Origin of the sequence: Roseomonas chloroacetimidivorans (assembly GCF_049629625.1) — a bacterium.
Taxonomy (GTDB): domain Bacteria; phylum Pseudomonadota; class Alphaproteobacteria; order Acetobacterales; family Acetobacteraceae; genus Roseomonas; species Roseomonas chloroacetimidivorans.
Genome location: NZ_JBNBZS010000011.1, coordinates 31,167 through 46,841 on the forward strand (window position 1 = coordinate 31,167; position 15,675 = coordinate 46,841).

The window sequence follows — 15,675 nt, forward strand, 5'->3', positions numbered from 1 at the left end:
GCGGTAGAACGGTGGTTTCGACAGGGGGGAGCATCCATGCCTTTCCGGCGCCGTGATATCTCGCGGCTGGCTGGCCTCGCCGTCGCTTCCGTTCCCGTGCGGGCGCAGGCGGATCTGCCCGACAAGCCCATCCGCCTGATCGTTCCCAATGCGGCCGGTGGCGTGGCGGATCTAACGGCCCGCACCGTGGGCCAAGCGCTATCCGAGCGCCTGAAGCAGCCCGTGGTGGTTGAGAACCGGCCCGGCGCCGGCGGCATCGTTGCCGGCCAGGCACTGCTTGCCGCGCCCGCCGATGGCGCCACGCTGATGGTGGCCACCAACGCCCACGCGATCAGCAAGTCCCTGTTCCGCTCCCTGCCCTTCGACCCCGTGCGCGACTTCGCGCCGGTCGGAATGATGGGCAGTTTCGCCATCGCCATACTGGTGGCCCCGAATGCGCCCATCCGCAGCGTGCAGGACCTGCTGGCGCGGCTGAAAAGCGACCCGCGCAACAGCAATATCGGCACGATCAGCGTGGGCAGCACGCAGAACCTGGCTGCAGAGCTGTTCAAGATCAGCGCCGGCATCGAAGCCACCACCGTGCCTTTCTCCGGCACGCCCGCGCTCCTCACGGCCCTGCTGCGCGGCGACGTGACCGTGGCCTTCGAGATCGTCGCGCCGCTGACGGGGCAGATCAAGGACGGCTCGCTGCGCGCCATCGCCGTCACCTCCGCTCAGCGTGCCGCCAACCTGCCTGACGTGCCCACGATGCAGGAAGCCGGGCTGAACGACTTCGACGTTACCTCCTGGAATGCCGTGGTGGCACCCGCGCGCACTCCTGTGCCAGTGATCGAGCGGATCAATCGCGAGCTGAACGCCGGTTTGGCGGCCCCCGCCATCCGCGCGAAATTGCTGGAGGCCGGAGTGGAAGCGAAGGGCGGTACCCCCGCCCAGCTCGGACAGCTGATGTCCGCCGAAGCGGAGAAGTGGCGTGCCGTGATCGAGCGTGCCGGCATCGCAATACAGTGACGGAAAGGCCAGGATCATGAAGACCTGCAAGGCGCCCGACCCAAACCCGAAGATCCCGGCCTATAAGCTGCCGAAGGATGCCTGTGACGCGCACTGCCATGTCTTCGGCCCCGCGGATACTTTCCCCTATGCGCCCGACCGCAGCTACACTCCGCCGGATGCGCCGGTGGAGGATCTGCGCCGCGTGCACGCCGCCATCGGCGTGGACCGCGCGGTGATCGTGCAGGCGAGCTGCCACGGCACTGACAACAGCGCGATGCTCGACGCCATCCAGCGCAGCGAGGGCGCCTATCGCGGCGTCGCCATCGTGGATGGCAGCATCACGGACCGGGAATTGGAGAAGCTGGACCGCGGCGGCGTGCGGGGCGTGCGCTTCAACTTCGTGCAGCATCTCGGCGGCACGCCGGATCTCGAGGTCTTTGACCGTGTGCTGGGCAAAATCCAGCCGCTCGGCTGGCATGTTGTGCTGCATCTCGACGCAGGCGACATCCTGGAACATGCGGAGCGCATCTCCCGCATCAAGGTGCCCTTCGTCATCGATCATATGGGCCGCGTGCAGGCGAAGAACGGGCTGGAGCAGGAGCCCTTCCGCCGGTTGCTGGAACTGATGCGGAACCCGCTGGCCTGGGTGAAGATCTGCGGACCGGAGCGCGTCTCCTCCGCCGGCGCGCCCTTCCATGACGCCGTGCCCTTTGCTCGGCGCCTTGCAGAGGTGGCACCGGACCACACCCTCTGGGGGACCGACTTCCCGCATCCCAACATCGCCGGCGACATGCCCAATGATGGCGACCTGGTGGATCTCCTTGCCCTCGCCGTTGAGGATGAGGCGACCCGCCGCAAGATCCTGATCGACAACCCCAGCCGCCTCTACTGGGCGCGCTGACAACGGAAGAGCACCATGTCCGGCACACAGAAATCCGGCCTCGTCATCACCGCCCATCCCGGCGACTTCGTCTGGCGCGCCGGTGGCGCCATCGCGCTGCACGCGAAGATGGGCTACCGCATGAAGATCGTCTGTCTCTCCTATGGCGAGCGTGGTGAAAGCCAGGGCGCCTGGAAGCAGCCTGGCATGACGCTGGAGGCCTGCAAGGCCGGCCGCCGTGCGGAAGCGGAAGCCGCGGCGGCCATCCTGGGTGCGGAGATCGAGTTCTTCGACGCTGGCGACTATCCGCTGCGCCTCACCGAGGCCATGCTCGACCGGACCATCGACATCTACCGCGAGCTGAACCCCTCCTTCGTCCTGACCCATGCGGTCGCTGACCCCTATAACGTGGACCACCCCGAGGCCTCCCGCTTCGCGCAGGAGGCGCGGATCATCGCCCAGGCCGCGGGCCACAAGCCCGGCCCCGGCGGCGTCACCTATTCCGCCCCGCAGGTCTTCCAATTCGAGCCGCACCAGCCCGAGCAATGCGGCTTCAAGCCGAACCGCATCCTCAACATCACCGAGGTCTGGGAGACGAAGTGGAAGGCCTTCCAGGAACTGCCCGCCCAGCGCCACCTCTGGGACTATTATGAGCGCGTCGGGCTGAACCGCGGCATGCAGGGCGGCCGCAACTCCGGCAAGGCCATGAAGTATGGCGAAGCCTACCAGACCATCTTCCCCGATGCCGTCGAGGTGCTGGCATGAGGCCCGTCGTCGTCACACAGATCGAGCGCACGCCGCTCGAGACCGTCGACCGCTTCCTGCCGCTCGGCGTCTCCACCACGCATGAGGCCTCGGGCCGCGCGCCTAACCTCATGAAAACCTATATGCGCCCGGCCTGGGCCGGCGCCGCTGCCGTCGGCACCGCGGTCACCGTGCTGGCGCAGCCCGGCGACAACTGGATGATCCATGTGGCCGTGGAGCAATGCCAGCCCGGCGATATCCTCGTCGTCGCCTGCACAACGGACAACACGGACGGGATGTTCGGCGACCTTCTCGCCACCTCCCTGAAGGCCCGCGGCGTGCGCGGCCTGGTGATCGATGCGGGGGTACGCGACGTGGCTGTGCTGCGGGAGATGGGCTTCCCCGTATGGTCCCGTGCCATCTCCGCGCGCGGCACGGTCAAGGCGACGCTTGGCTCGGTGAACATCCCCGTCGTCTGCGCGGGCGTTGCCGTGAATCCAGGCGATGTCGTGGTGGCCGATGACGACGGCGTGGTGGTGATCCCGCGGCACGATGCAGCGGAGGTTCTCGCCGCCGCCGAGAAGCGGCAGGCCAATGAGGAAGGCAAGCGCTCCAAGCTCGCCTCCGGCGTTCTCGGCCTGGATCTCTACGACATGCGCCCTGCGCTGGAGAAAGCCGGGCTGCGCTACGTGACGTCGCTGGACGAGATCTAAGGTTCAGGGCGGGGGAGGCAACCGGCAGGTTGCCTCCCTTACCGTTCCTACGCCCGGCATCAGCGGCCCCGCCCGGCCTCCACCGTCACCATCCACACGCCGGCCAGCACCACCAGCCCACCGGCGAGCACCCGCCATTCCGGCCATTCACCCAGCAGCAGTGCCGCGAAAACCGCGGCGAAGCCGGGTTGCAGATAGGCCGTCATGGCCGCATCCGTCGCCCGAGCCCGCTGTACCAGGGACAGATACAGCGTCAGCGGCACGGCCGAGGCAAACACCCCGACCCACAACATCGCCGCCCAGATCGGCCAGGGCTGGTCGAAGCTCCCGGCTGGCTCGAAGGCAAGCATCAGCCCGCCCGAGCCGATCGCCCCTACCACCTGCTGCCCCGCCGACAGTGCGATGGGGGCACCCGGCCGCACCCGACGCACATAGACGGTGCCGACCGCGTAGGAGAGCGCGACGACGAGCATCAGCCACCCGGCCGCGAAGCCCGCCTCCCCCGACAGCGCCGACGGACCGAGGATCAGCGCGATCCCCGCAAAGCCTAACCCCATCCCAAGCAGGTTTTTCGGCCCCGGCCGCTCCGCGGGCAGAAACAGGAAGGCCAGCACCCCCACAAAAAGCGGCGAGGAGGCCTGGATCAACACCACCGAGGCCGCCCCCAGGGAGGCCAGCGCCACCGCCGTCAGGCAGTTGGCCAGCCATCCGTTGCAGGTGCCCAGCACCGCCCCGTGCCGCCAGAAGCCGCCACGCAGCCCGCGGAAGGCCCCGATGCCCCACGCCGAGCCTAGCAGGATCACCGCTGCGGCCACGCTCCGGCCCAGGGAGAAGGCGAAAGGCGGCATGAACCCGGCCGCATAGCGCACCACAGGATAGGACGAGGCCCAGAAGGCCGAAATCACCAGCAGGCGCCACCAGAGGGACCAGCCGCGCAATGGCGCCGGCCCATTCAAGCCATTTGCGAGGCGTGTGGCCTCACCGCGCCTCTGCCGGAGCGCCGGACGGTGCCGGATTCGGGGCCGATGCGCGCGCCCGCTCCACCTCCCGCCACCGCGCCACATTGCGGTTATGTTCGTCCAGCGTGCGCGCGAAGGCATGCCCGCCGCTGCCATCCGCCACGAAATACAGGAACTCCGTCGCCTCCGGCCGCGTGACCGCCTGCAGCGACTCCTTGCCTGGCGAGGCGATCGGCCCCGGTGGCAGGCCGCGGTTCCGATAGGTGTTGAACGGATGGTCCCGGTCCAGATCCGCCCGCGTCAGCCCACGCTCTAGCGGCGCTCCCTCAGCCGCGGCATAGGCGACTGTCGGGTCGGATTGCAGCGGCATCCCCCGCCGCAAGCGGTTGATGAACACCGAAGCGACGCGCGGCCGTTCCGCCGCTACCGCCGTCTCCCGCTCCACGATGCTTGCCAGCACCAGCGCCTCGCGCGGGGAAGTAATCGGCAGGTTCGACGCCCGGTTGGCCCAGGCCTCCCGCAGCGCCGCCTCCATCGCAGCGGTGGCACGGCGGACGATGCCGGCGCGGCTGTCGCCCCATTGATAGGTATAAGTCTCAGGCAATAGCTCGCCCTCATCGATGGGCGGCGTCTCACCGGTCAGTCCCTCGGCCCGGTCGATCAGCATCGTGATCTGACGGGCCACCAGCCCTTCGGGGATTGTCAGGCGTCGCTGCACCGGCCGTGCCGTCCGCAGGATATCCAGAACATCCCGCAGGGAGGCCCCAGCCGGAAACACGAATTCCCCGGCCCGCAGCGCCCCCTGCGCCTTGGTTGCCCAGGCGGCGGCCAGGAACTGGCGGCCATCCGCCACCACCCCGGCCTCCTGCAGCGCTCCACCGATCGCCTGGATGCCGCCCCGCGGCACCACGAGCTGGGCCTGCGCCGTCAGCGGCCCCGGTTGTTCATAGACGTGGCGCGCATAGAGAAAGGCCCCGCCGCCGGCCAAGCCAAGCAGCAGGACCAGAATCAGGAGAATACGGATCGCTCGTCCCATCGGCGGGCGGTCCCCTGGCTATCCGGAAAGCGGCCCGGAGCGGATCGTCACGCCCGGGCCCCATGGCACCAGGCGCCTGGGCGGGCCGGGGCGTCGCCCGGCCCGACGGTCAGGCCGCGGCCTTGAACAGGATGGAGGCGTTGGTGCCGCCGAAGCCGAAGGAGTTGGACAGCGCCACCTCGATCTTCCGCGGCTGCGCCTCCTTCGCCACCCGATCGATAGCCGACGGGTGGGAAGGCTCCTCCAGGTTCAGCGTCGGCGGCGCCACGTCGTCCCGGATCGCCAGCAGGGAGAAGATCGCCTCCACCGCGCCCGCCGCGCCGAGCAGATGCCCGATCGCCGACTTGGTCGATGACATGGCAACGCCCTTGGCGTCGTCCTTGAACAGCCGCTCCACCGCTTCGAGTTCCAGATCATCGCCCAGCGGCGTGCTGGTGCCATGGGCGTTGATGTACTGGATGTCGGCCGGAGCGACGCCCGCCGAGCGCAGGCAGGCCTTCATGGCGCGGAAGGCGCCCTCATGACCCTCGGCCGGGGCGGTGATGTGATAGGCGTCACCGGACATGCCGTAGCCGATCACCTCGCCATAGATCTTCGCGCCGCGCTTCTTCGCGTGCTCGTATTCCTCGAGCACCAGCACCCCCGCGCCCTCGCCCATGACGAAGCCGTCACGGTCCTTGTCCCAGGGGCGGGACGCCTTGGGTGGCGTGTCGTTGAAGGCGGTGGACAGCGCGCGGGACGCGGCGAAGCCCGCCATGCCCAGCTCGCTCACCGCAGCCTCGGCGCCACCGGCCACCATCACATCGGCATCGCCCAGCGCGATCAGGCGCGCGGCATCGCCCAACGCGTGCACGCCGGTCGCGCAGGCCGTCACCACCGAGTGGTTCGGGCCCTTGAAGCCGTATTTGATCGAGACATGCCCCGAGGCCAGATTGATCAGTGCCGAGGGGATGAAGAAGGGGGACAGCCGCCTATGCTTGCCCGCCGCGATTTGCAGCGAGGCATCATAGATCGTCTGCAGGCCGCCAATGCCGGAACCGATCATCACGCCGGTGGCATGACGATCCTCCTCCGTCTCCGGGACCCAGCCGGAATCCTCTACAGCCTCAGTGGCCGCTACCAGCGCGAGCTGGATAAAGCGGTCCATCTTCTTCTGGTCCTTGATGGGGATCCACTCCCCCAGGTCCAGCGCGCCATCGGCCTTGGTGCCAGCCGGAACCGTACCGGCAATCTTGGCCGGCAGGTTCGACACGTCAAAGGACTGGATGGCGGAGATGCCGGACTCGCCGGCCAGCATCTTCTTCCAGACATGCTCCACGCCCAGGCCCAACGGGCAGGCGATACCCATTCCGGTGATGACGACGCGCCGCGGTGCCGTGAGCTGACCGAACACTCTCGCTACTCCCTCCCGCGCCGGCCCCGTACTGGCGAGGCGATAGGCAGCCCCGGCCAAACGGTGCCGCCCGGCGCGTCATTTGCGGATAGCGGGCCGGCCAGGAAGGCCGACCACAACTCCCGTAGGCCCTCTCAGGCCGTCTTGTGCTCGTCGATATAGGTGATCGCGTCGCCAACCGTGGTGATCTTCTCGGCAGCGTCGTCCGGAATCTCCACACCGAACGCCTCCTCGAAGGCCATGACCAGTTCGACCGTGTCCAGGCTGTCAGCACCCAGGTCGTCGATGAAGGAGGCCTCCGGGGTCACCTTGGCTTCCTCGACGCCGAGGTGCTCGACCACGATCTTCTTCACCTTCTCGGCGGTTTCGCTCATCGCGCTTGCTCTCTCCAGATGGCGGGTGACCGCCGGAAATTCGTCTCTTGCTGCCAGGCGCACGAGATCGTGCGACACCCGGGCGCAGGGCGCGGGCCTTAGCACGCCTGTTTCCCAGGGCCTAGAGCAAGGATGGGGCGCGCGAACGCGCGATCAAGGACTGTGTTCCTCGTCCATCACACCATGGCCATCCCGCCATTCACATGCAGCGTCACACCGGTGACCCAGGCCGCCTCGTTCGAGGCCAGATAAGTCACGGCAGCCGCGATGTCCTCAGACGCCCCCATTCTACCCATGGGAATGCGCCCCATCAGCGCCGTCTTCTGGGCGTCGTTCAGCGCATCCGTCATGGCCGTCTTGATGAAGCCCGGCGCCACCACGTTCACTGTCACGCCGCGGGGCGCCACCTCCTGGGCCAGGGCCTTGCTCATCCCGATCAGCCCGGCCTTGGCCGCGGCATAATTGGCCTGCCCAGGATTACCCGTCACGCCGACGATGGAGGCAATCGAGATGATCCGGCCGCTCCGCCGCTTCATCATGCCGCGCAGAGAGGCCCGGGCCAGGCGGAAGGGCGCGGTCAGGTCCACCTCGATCACGTCGGACCAGTCCTTGTCGCCCATGCGCAGCGCCAACCCGTCCCGCGTCAGCCCGGCATTGTTCACCAGGATGTCCAGCGCGCCGAACTCGCCCTCCACCCTCTCCACAAGGGCGGCGGGCGCGGCGGGGTCGGACAGGTCGGCCGGCGCCACCAGCACCCGCTCCCCCAGTTCCGAGGCCAGGCTGGCCAGCTCCGCCTCACGCCGCCCAGTCAGGGCCACCTTGGCCCCCTGGGCATGCAGCGCCCGGGCGATGGCGGCGCCAATTCCTCCCGTGGCGCCGGTGACAAGGGCGGATTTGCCGGTCAGGTCGAACATCAGGAGGCCTCCAGAGGCGCGCCATCCAGGCGCTTGGCGAGGGAATATCGTGTGTGGCCCGGCGGGCAGTCGCGAAGTACCCCCACCACCGAATAGCCCATGCGGGCATAGAAGCCGGGCGCCTGGAAGGAATAGGTTTCCAGCCGCACGCCCAGGCAGCCCCGCGCGGCCGCCTCGCGCTCCGCCATGGAGAGCATCTCCCGTCCCAGCCCGGCGCGCCGATGCGCCTGCGGGATATGGAACAGCTCGACATAGAGCCAGCCGGCATAGCTCCGGCCCACCAACCCGCCCAGCGGTACGCCATCATCCCCCCGCAGCACCACGTTCAGCGGGGTCGAGGTGAAGGAGCCCGGGCCGGAATGGGCTTCGTTAAAGGCCAGCAGCCCGCCCCAGACCGCGTCACGCACGGCCGGGAACGCCTGATCTTCCAGCGTGATCCGGGTCATGGCGCGGCTCAAAGGGCCTTCAGCACCGCCTCGATCTCGGCCGGCGTGCCGCAAGCCATGGCCTTCGCATCCGGCGCGTTGCGCTTCATCAGCCCGGTCAACACCTTGCCCGCGCCCAGTTCCAGGAAGGTGTCGCAGCCCATCGTGGTCATGGTCGCCACGCATTCGCGCCAGCGCACCGTGCCGGTCACCTGCTTCACCAGCAGGTCGCGGATCACGTCGGGGTCGGTCGCCTTGGCCGCCGTCACATTGGCCACCAGCGGCACCACGGGGGTCTTGGGTGGGTTGCGCTCCAGCGCCTCCGCCATCGCATCGGCCGCCGGCGCCATCAGGGAGGAGTGGAAGGGCGCCGAGACCGGCAGCAGCATGGCGCGCCGGATGCCCTCGGCCTTGGCGATCTCCACTGCCCGCTCCACCGCGCCCTTATGGCCAGAAATCACCACCTGCCCGCCGCCATTGTCGTTGGCGGCCTCGACCACCTCGGTCTCCTCCGTGGCGGGATCGAGGGCGGCGCGCTCGCAGATGGCCCGGGCCTGCTCCATCTCGGCCCCCAGCAGGGCGGCCATGGCGCCCGTACCCGCCGGCACCGCCTTCTGCATCGCATCCCCGCGCAGCCGCAGCAGCCTCGCGGCCTGTGGCACGTCAAAGGCCCCTGCGGCGGCCAGCGCGCTGTATTCCCCGAGTGAATGCCCGGCCACCAGCGCGACGCGCGACTTGATGTCGAACCCGCCTTCGGCCTCCAGCACCCGCAGCACGGCCAGGGAGACGGCCATCAGCGCCGGCTGGGCATTGGCGGTCAGGGTCAGCTCCTCCGCCGGCCCCTCGAACATCAGGCGGGTGAGGTTCTGCTTCAGGGTCTCGTCCACCGCCTCGAACACCTCCCGCGCGGGGAAGAAGGCGGCGGCGAGGTCGCGGCCCATGCCGACGACCTGGCTACCCTGGCCGGGGAAGACGAGCGCAAGGGCCATGATGACGCATTTCCTGCCTGCTCACGGCATGGGGCATCGCCCTGGGGTACCGCTACCCCGCCGTGGCGCGGCGGGGTAGCGGCGGCGTCACCGAACTGTCAACAGAGGAGCCCGATTAATAGGGCCGGCGGGGTCCCACCCACACGCGGCGGCACTGGCTGCGCTCCACTCGCACCGGGCGGCCGAAGCGGTCGCGCCGATGCACGACCACGGGCCGGCAACGCTGCACCCAGCGCACCTCCTGCAGCAGGCTTGACGGCGCGGCCGCAGCTGGGCCGGCAGGCATCAGGCCGACGGTGGGGGCCGCCTGCGCCGGAGCCAGGGCCGCGCCACCGGCAAGCAGGCCGGCCATCAGGATGGAACGGAAAAACAAGGACGTCATCGCTAGCTCCTTCGGACTTCGGGCGCACCGTGATGCGCCCACTCTGGGACCCGCACGAAGGCGAGTCAGCGGCAGAATGAAGGCGGGAAGTGACGATCCGTTTCAGCAACCGGGCCGCGAATATCCTCTGGCCCGGCGACAATCCGGGCGGCAGTGACGCGGCGTTTCGAGAACCGGTTGTTTCCTCGCAACGCTCCGGCCTAACAGCGAATGACTCGCACACGCATCGTTGACCACTGTTACATATCAACTAATAACGATTCTCATTCTTAACTCTTGTTGGAGTTTCCCGAGGATGCGTCGCGCCACCAACCGGAGCAGGACCGCTCCCAACACCGCCCTGGTCGCCAGCCTCAGCCTCGGGGCCGCCATGGTCGGCGGCCCGGTCCTGGCCCAGACCGCCTCAACGGCCACCCCGATTGCCGTCCCCGAGGTTTCCGTCACCGGCGCGCGCCCGGCGAATCAGCTCCAGGCCCCGACCGGGCTGACCCGCCTCCCCGGCTCGGTTCAGGACACGCCGCAGACCATCAATGTCGTCCCCCAGGAAGTCCTGCGCGAGCAGAACGTGACCACGCTGGAGCAGGCGCTGCGGAACGTCCCCGGCATCACCTCCACCATCGGTGAGGGTAATGGCGGCGTCAGCGGCGACCAGTTCCGCATCCGCGGCTTCTCCGCGCAGAACGACATCCTGGTGGACGGGCTCCGCGATCCCGGCTCCTACCAGCGCGACGCCTTCACCTTCGAGGAGGTGCAGGTCCTCAAGGGCGCCTCAGGCTACGCCGTGGGCACGAGTTCCATCGGCGGCGGCATCAACGTGCAGAGCCGGCTCCCCACGCTGGAGAACCGCTACGCCGTCACGGTCACCGGCGGCATGGGCCCCTTCGCCCGCGCCACGATCGACCTCAACCAGCGGATCAGCGAAACCATCGCGGCTCGCCTTAACGTCATGGGCCAGAGCAGCAGCCTCGTCGATCGCCAGGAGCAGGACACGCGCCGCTGGGGCGTCGCGCCCTCGATCGCCTTCGGCCTGGGCACGCCCACGACCTTTACCGTGGAGTACCTGCACTACCACGACCGTCACATGATCGACGGCGGCACGCCAGTGATCACGCCCTTCACCGGCCTCGGCCGTCCGGCCCCCGAATTCGGCTTGGACCGCTCGTTGTTCCTCGGCGTGCAGAACGACATGGATGACGTGACGGTAGACCGGCTGACGGCCCGCTTCGCGCACAGCTTCGGCAACTGGCTGACCATCAACAACGACACGCGCGCGACCTGGGTGGACCGCGCCACGGCCCTGACCCCGACGAGCTGCCCCAGCACCCTCACCAGCCTCGCGGCCTTTAACGCGAGTTGCGGCGGCACGCTGATCAGTGGAGGAAACCCATTGGTGACGCCGGGCGGCCCCGGCCCCTACCGCCAGGAAAGCTTCGCCTTCCAGAACGTGACCAGCGCCACGGCGCGTTTCACCACGGGCCCGCTGCGGCATGAGGCGGTCGTCGGTGTGGACGTGTTCACGGAAAGCATTGACCGCGACGGACGCGCCTACTCGCCAGGCCGCCCCAGCTTCTTTCTGCGCGATCCCTTCACCCAGAACGATACGCTGAGCACCGGCCCGGTGAACAACCATCGCGAGACAGATTCGACCAGCGTCGGCATCTTCGCGAATGAGCGCCTGTGGCTCCTGCCGACCCTGTCGGTCTATGGCGGCTTCCGCTGGACCAACTACGATCTGACCTACAAGGCGGGTACGCCGGGCACCGCCCTGACCCAGGATTTCGACATCAGCGACAGCTATTGGGATCCGCGCGCCGGCATCATCTGGGAACCGACGCCAAGCCAGACTTACTACTTCTCCTACTCCACCTCCACCACGCCGCCCGGCACCTTCTTCACCACCATCCCCTCCCAGGCGGCGAACTTCAACTCGGCCTTCGAGCCGGAGCGGAACAGGAACTATGAGGTCGGCACCAAGATCAGCCTGCTCGAGAACCGCCTCGGCCTGACCGCCGCGCTGTTCCAGGCAGAGAAGAGCAACGCGCTGGCCGCAGATGCCAACAATCCCGGCACGGTGGTGCAGACCGGCGACCGCCAGCGCATCCGCGGTGTGGAACTCGGCATCACCGGCCGCATCACGCCGGAATGGAACATCAACGCCGCCTACGCCTTCCTCGACAGCGAGACGACGGCATCCACAACCGCAGCCAATCTCGGCCGGCGCGTGCAGTTCGTGCCGAAGCACTCGGCCTCGCTCTGGACCACCTATGACATCGCGCGGGACACGCCGTGGAACGTCACCCTCGGTGCCGGCATCATCTGGCGCGGGCAGGTCTATCTGAATGCCGCCAATACGGCCGAGGCGCCGGCAAATTTCAGCCTCGACGCCCTGATCCAGCACCAGATCAACCAGAATCTGACGCTCCGGGTGAACGGCTATAACCTGACAGATCGCACGAATTACGACGCGCTCTTCGGGAACCGTGTCGCGGTCGCGGCAGGCCGTACCGTGCTCGTCTCCGTCGCGGCGGAGTTCTGAGCCCACCGGGACGGGGCGCGCCGGTTGCGCCCCTCCCCCCGAGAGTTCCGCGGCGAGCCACCCGATGCCGCCCGGGAGAACGAAGGCTGGTCGCCTTTCCTAGCCAGCAAGGGATTCAGGAGGGGGCAGCGAACACAGCGCCCCTCCCCGTGTCCTCTCGACCAGCCCAGTTGCCCTACTGCCACGCGGTGGAGGCCCTCTGTTGCAGGAAGGCTGCACCTTCTTGACGGAACGTAAGCCGCTCAGTTAGGAGCGCTTCGCATTATCATTCGCGAGGCCGCTAAAGCATGAGCCGCGTTTCGAGCCGGGGGCATATCGGCCCCAGCACTGCCCTGGTGGCCAGCCTCGGCCTTGGCGCCGCCATGGTGGGCGGCGGGGCCTTCGCCCAGCCCGTTAACGACTCGGCCCCCGTCGCCGTGCCGGAGGTCTCCGTCACTGGCGCCACCATGCCGAACCAGCTCACGGCGCCGACCGGCAACCCCCGCCTGCCCGGCACGATCCAGGACACGCCGCAGACTATCAACGTGGTTCCGCAGGAAGTGCTCCAGCAGCAGACCGTCACCACGCTGGAGCAGGCGCTGCGGAACGTCCCCGGCATCACCTCCACCATTGGCGAGGGCAATGGCGGCGTCACGGGCGACCAGTTCCGTATTCGCGGCTTCTCCGCCCAGAACGACGTGCTGGTGGATGGCCTGCGCGACTTCGGCTCCTACCAGCGCGACGCCTTCACCTATCAGGATGTGCAGGTTCTGAAGGGCGCCTCGGGCTTCGCTATCGGCACTAGCGCCATTGGTGGCGGCATCAACGTTAACAGCCGCCTGCCGACGCTTGAGAACCGCTACTCCGCCACCGCCACCGGCGGCATGGGCCCCTTCGCGCGCTTCACCGCCGACATCAACCAGCGCATCAACGAGACCACAGCGGTCCGTCTGAACGTCATGGGCCAGAGCAGCAGCCTCGTGGACCGCGACGGCATCGACACGCGCCGTTGGGGCGTCGCTCCCTCCGTCTCCTTCGGCCTGGGCACCCCCACCACCTTTACGGTGGAATACCTGCATTACCACGACGAACACACGATCGACGGCGGCATGCCCGTCGTTTACAGCGGCCCCGGCGCGATCGGCCGCCCGGCCTCGGAATACGGTGTGCGCCGCTCAAACTGGTACGGCGTCCAGAATGACATCGACGATGTGACGGTGGACCGGCTGACGGCCCGCTTCTCACACAGCTTCGGCAATTGGCTGACCATCACCAATGACACGCGCCTCACCCGCGTGGACCGCGACACGGCACTGACCGCCGTCAGCTGCGGCACCGGCGCCACTCTCGCCGCCTGGCGCAGCTCCTGCTCCGGCCAGTTCTTCCGGGGTTTAAACCCAACCCTTGCCTATACAGGCGGCGCCAGTGCGCCTTACAATCAGGTGAACGAGGCTATCCAGAACCTCACCACCGGTGTCGCGCGCTTCACCACCGGCCCGCTGCGGCACGAGTTGACGGCCGGCGTGGACTTCTGGCGCGAGACTGTGGACCGCACCGCCTATCCCTACTCGCCCACCCGCCCCAATGTGACGCTGCTGGATTCTGCCTCGAACAACAGCCTCTTCCTGCCCACTGGCGCGGCCAATAACCAGCGCAACACGGAAGCGAACAATCTCGGCCTCTTCCTGAACGAGCGCCTGTGGCTCCTGCCGACGCTGTCCATCTATGGCGGCTTCCGCTGGACGAATTACGACCTGGACTACACGGCTGGCACGCCAGGCGCCGCGGCCAGCCAGAACTACAGCATCCACGACAGCTTCTTCGATCCGCGCGCCGGCATCATCTGGGAGCCGACGCCCGAACAGACCTACTACTACTCCTACTCCACCTCCACGACGCCGCCGGGCACCTTCTTCACGACCTTCCCTGCGGCCGCCGCCAACTTCAACAGCGACTTCGAGCCGGAGCGGAACACCAATCACGAGATCGGCGCCAAGTTCAGCCTGTTCGAGAGCCGCCTCGGCCTGACCGCCGCACTGTTCCAGGCGGAGAAGGGCAACGCCTTCGCGCAGGATCCGAATGATCCGACCTCTGTCGTCCAGACGGGCGACCGCCAGCGCATCCGCGGCGTGGAACTCGGCATCACCGGCCGAATCACGCCGGAATGGAACATCAATGCCGCTTATACCTATCTGGACAGCGAGACGACGGAGTCCAGCACGCCGGCCAATCGCGGCAGGCAGATCCAGTACGTGCCGAAGCATTCGGCCTCGCTCTGGACCACCTACGACATCGCACGTGACACGCCCTACAATGTCACGCTCGGCGCCGGCATCACCTATCGGAGCAAGGTATTCCTGACCGCTGACAACACCGCCGAGGCTCCGGCGAACTTCAGCCTCGACGCGATGATCCAGCACAAGGTCAACCAGAACCTCACCGTACGCGTGAACGGCTACAACCTGACGGACCGCACAAACTACGAGGGCCTGTTCGGCAACCGCGCGGTCGTGGCTGCCGGCCGCACCGTGCTCGTCTCCCTGGCCGCCGACTTCTGAGACGGCCCCGGGGCACGCCCAGCGCCCCGGCCTGACGGCGGGCGGCGGCGGTGGCATCCTGCCACCCCGCCGCCCGTTTCCTTTTTCCGTATCGGAGCGCCCCGATGCTCGTCCGCATCCCCGAGGTCCTGACGCCCACCGAGGTCGCCTATTGCCGCGAGCGCCTGGAATCCGCCACCTGGCAGGACGGCCGCGCCACCGCCGGCGAGCAATCGGCCAAGGTGAAGCATAACCTCCAGATCCCCGTGGACTCGCCCGTGGGGAAGGAGCTGGGCGACCTTGTCCTGCGCGCCCTGGCCCGCAACGCCCTTTTCGCCACCGCCGCCCTGCCGCTGCGCGTGCTGCCGCCCATGTTCAACCGCTACGACGTGGGCATGACCTTCAAGGCGCATGTGGACAACGCCATCCGCGCCGTGCCGGGCACTGGCCAGCGTATCCGGGCCGATGTCTCCTCCACCCTCTTCCTCTCCCCGCCCGAGGATTACGACGGCGGCGAACTGGTTGTGCAGGACACCTATGGCACGCAGGAGGTGAAGCTCCCGGCCGGGGACATGGTGGTCTATCCCTCCACCAGCCTGCACCACGTAAATCCCGTCACCTGTGGCAGCCGCTGGGGCTCCTTCTTCTGGACCCAGTCCATGGTGAAGGACGACGCCCAGCGCGCCTTTCTTTACGAAATGGATATGGGCATCATCGCCCTGCGCCAGGACCTGCCGGACGACCATCCGGGCGTCCTGGCCATGACCTCGGGCTACCACAACCTGCTCCGGCGCTGGGTCGAGATCTGATCCCGTCGCCAAGCG

15 protein-coding genes are annotated in these 15,675 nt (G+C 67.9%); 7 read left to right on the forward strand and 8 right to left on the reverse strand.

Annotated features, from left to right (window positions below; translation table 11 throughout):
• The first annotated feature begins 36 nt into the window (after positions 1-36).
• From ACO1BU_RS09970 to ACO1BU_RS09985, 4 genes are read left to right on the forward strand one after another with little or no spacing between them, the layout of a single operon-like run.
• On the forward strand, positions 37-1,008 hold the full coding sequence (locus ACO1BU_RS09970) for a Bug family tripartite tricarboxylate transporter substrate binding protein (RefSeq protein ID WP_424135787.1): 972 nt from the start codon (positions 37-39) through the stop codon (positions 1,006-1,008).
• Positions 1,009-1,024: 16 nt separating this feature from the next.
• A complete protein-coding gene (locus ACO1BU_RS09975; RefSeq protein WP_424135788.1) occupies positions 1,025-1,891 on the forward strand; it encodes an amidohydrolase family protein in 867 nt (288 codons plus the stop codon).
• Between the two features lie 15 nt (positions 1,892-1,906).
• Positions 1,907-2,635 (forward strand): PIG-L deacetylase family protein, encoded by a 729-nt coding sequence (locus ACO1BU_RS09980; protein ID WP_424135789.1) that lies wholly within the window; start codon positions 1,907-1,909, stop codon positions 2,633-2,635.
• Entirely contained in the window at positions 2,632-3,327 is a 696-nt protein-coding gene (locus ACO1BU_RS09985) for a 4-carboxy-4-hydroxy-2-oxoadipate aldolase/oxaloacetate decarboxylase (protein ID WP_424135790.1), read from the forward strand. Before ACO1BU_RS09980 ends, ACO1BU_RS09985 begins: the two co-directional genes overlap by 4 nt.
• A 59-nt stretch (positions 3,328-3,386) precedes the next feature.
• Here ACO1BU_RS09985 and ACO1BU_RS09990 read toward each other — a convergent pair whose 3' ends face one another.
• The 8 genes from ACO1BU_RS09990 to ACO1BU_RS10025 all read right to left on the reverse strand — a co-directional run bounded on the left by ACO1BU_RS09990 (position 3,387) and on the right by ACO1BU_RS10025 (position 9,799).
• Positions 3,387-4,265 (reverse strand): DMT family transporter, encoded by an 879-nt coding sequence (locus ACO1BU_RS09990; protein WP_424135791.1) that lies wholly within the window; start codon positions 4,263-4,265, stop codon positions 3,387-3,389.
• A gap of 40 nt (positions 4,266-4,305) precedes the next feature.
• Positions 4,306-5,322, reverse strand: a complete 1,017-nt coding sequence (gene mltG / locus ACO1BU_RS09995; protein ID WP_424135792.1) for an endolytic transglycosylase MltG — start codon at positions 5,320-5,322, stop codon at positions 4,306-4,308.
• Positions 5,323-5,431: 109 nt separating this feature from the next.
• Positions 5,432-6,715, reverse strand: a complete 1,284-nt coding sequence (gene fabF / locus ACO1BU_RS10000; protein WP_424135793.1) for a beta-ketoacyl-ACP synthase II — start codon at positions 6,713-6,715, stop codon at positions 5,432-5,434.
• Between the two features lie 134 nt (positions 6,716-6,849).
• Positions 6,850-7,089: an acyl carrier protein gene (locus tag ACO1BU_RS10005; RefSeq protein ID WP_424135794.1), complete on the reverse strand. Its 240-nt coding sequence runs from the start codon at positions 7,087-7,089 to the stop codon at positions 6,850-6,852.
• A 176-nt stretch (positions 7,090-7,265) separates the two neighbouring features.
• A complete protein-coding gene (fabG, locus tag ACO1BU_RS10010) occupies positions 7,266-8,003 on the reverse strand; it encodes a 3-oxoacyl-[acyl-carrier-protein] reductase (protein WP_424135795.1) in 738 nt (245 codons plus the stop codon).
• Positions 8,003-8,449 carry a GNAT family N-acetyltransferase gene (locus tag ACO1BU_RS10015; RefSeq protein WP_424135796.1) on the reverse strand — a complete coding sequence of 149 codons (447 nt, stop codon included), beginning with the start codon at positions 8,447-8,449 and terminating at the stop codon, positions 8,003-8,005. Before ACO1BU_RS10015 ends, fabG begins: the two co-directional genes overlap by 1 nt.
• 8 nt (positions 8,450-8,457) lie before the next feature.
• Positions 8,458-9,417, reverse strand: coding sequence for an ACP S-malonyltransferase (gene fabD, locus ACO1BU_RS10020; protein ID WP_424135797.1), 960 nt, complete (start codon positions 9,415-9,417; stop codon positions 8,458-8,460).
• A 115-nt stretch (positions 9,418-9,532) separates the two neighbouring features.
• On the reverse strand, positions 9,533-9,799 hold the full coding sequence (locus tag ACO1BU_RS10025; protein WP_424135798.1) for a hypothetical protein: 267 nt from the start codon (positions 9,797-9,799) through the stop codon (positions 9,533-9,535).
• A gap of 295 nt (positions 9,800-10,094) precedes the next feature.
• Here ACO1BU_RS10025 and ACO1BU_RS10030 point away from each other — a divergent pair, with 295 nt between their 5' ends.
• From ACO1BU_RS10030 to ACO1BU_RS10040, 3 genes are all read left to right on the forward strand, one after another.
• Positions 10,095-12,335 carry a TonB-dependent receptor gene (locus tag ACO1BU_RS10030; RefSeq protein ID WP_424135799.1) on the forward strand — a complete coding sequence of 747 codons (2,241 nt, stop codon included), beginning with the start codon at positions 10,095-10,097 and terminating at the stop codon, positions 12,333-12,335.
• Positions 12,336-12,622: 287 nt separating this feature from the next.
• The gene (locus tag ACO1BU_RS10035; protein WP_424135800.1) at positions 12,623-14,872 is read left to right on the forward strand and encodes a TonB-dependent receptor; all 2,250 of its coding nucleotides are present in this window, start codon (positions 12,623-12,625) and stop codon (positions 14,870-14,872) included.
• A 104-nt stretch (positions 14,873-14,976) separates the two neighbouring features.
• Positions 14,977-15,660 (forward strand): Fe2+-dependent dioxygenase, encoded by a 684-nt coding sequence (locus ACO1BU_RS10040; protein WP_424135801.1) that lies wholly within the window; start codon positions 14,977-14,979, stop codon positions 15,658-15,660.
• Positions 15,661-15,675: the final 15 nt, after the last annotated feature.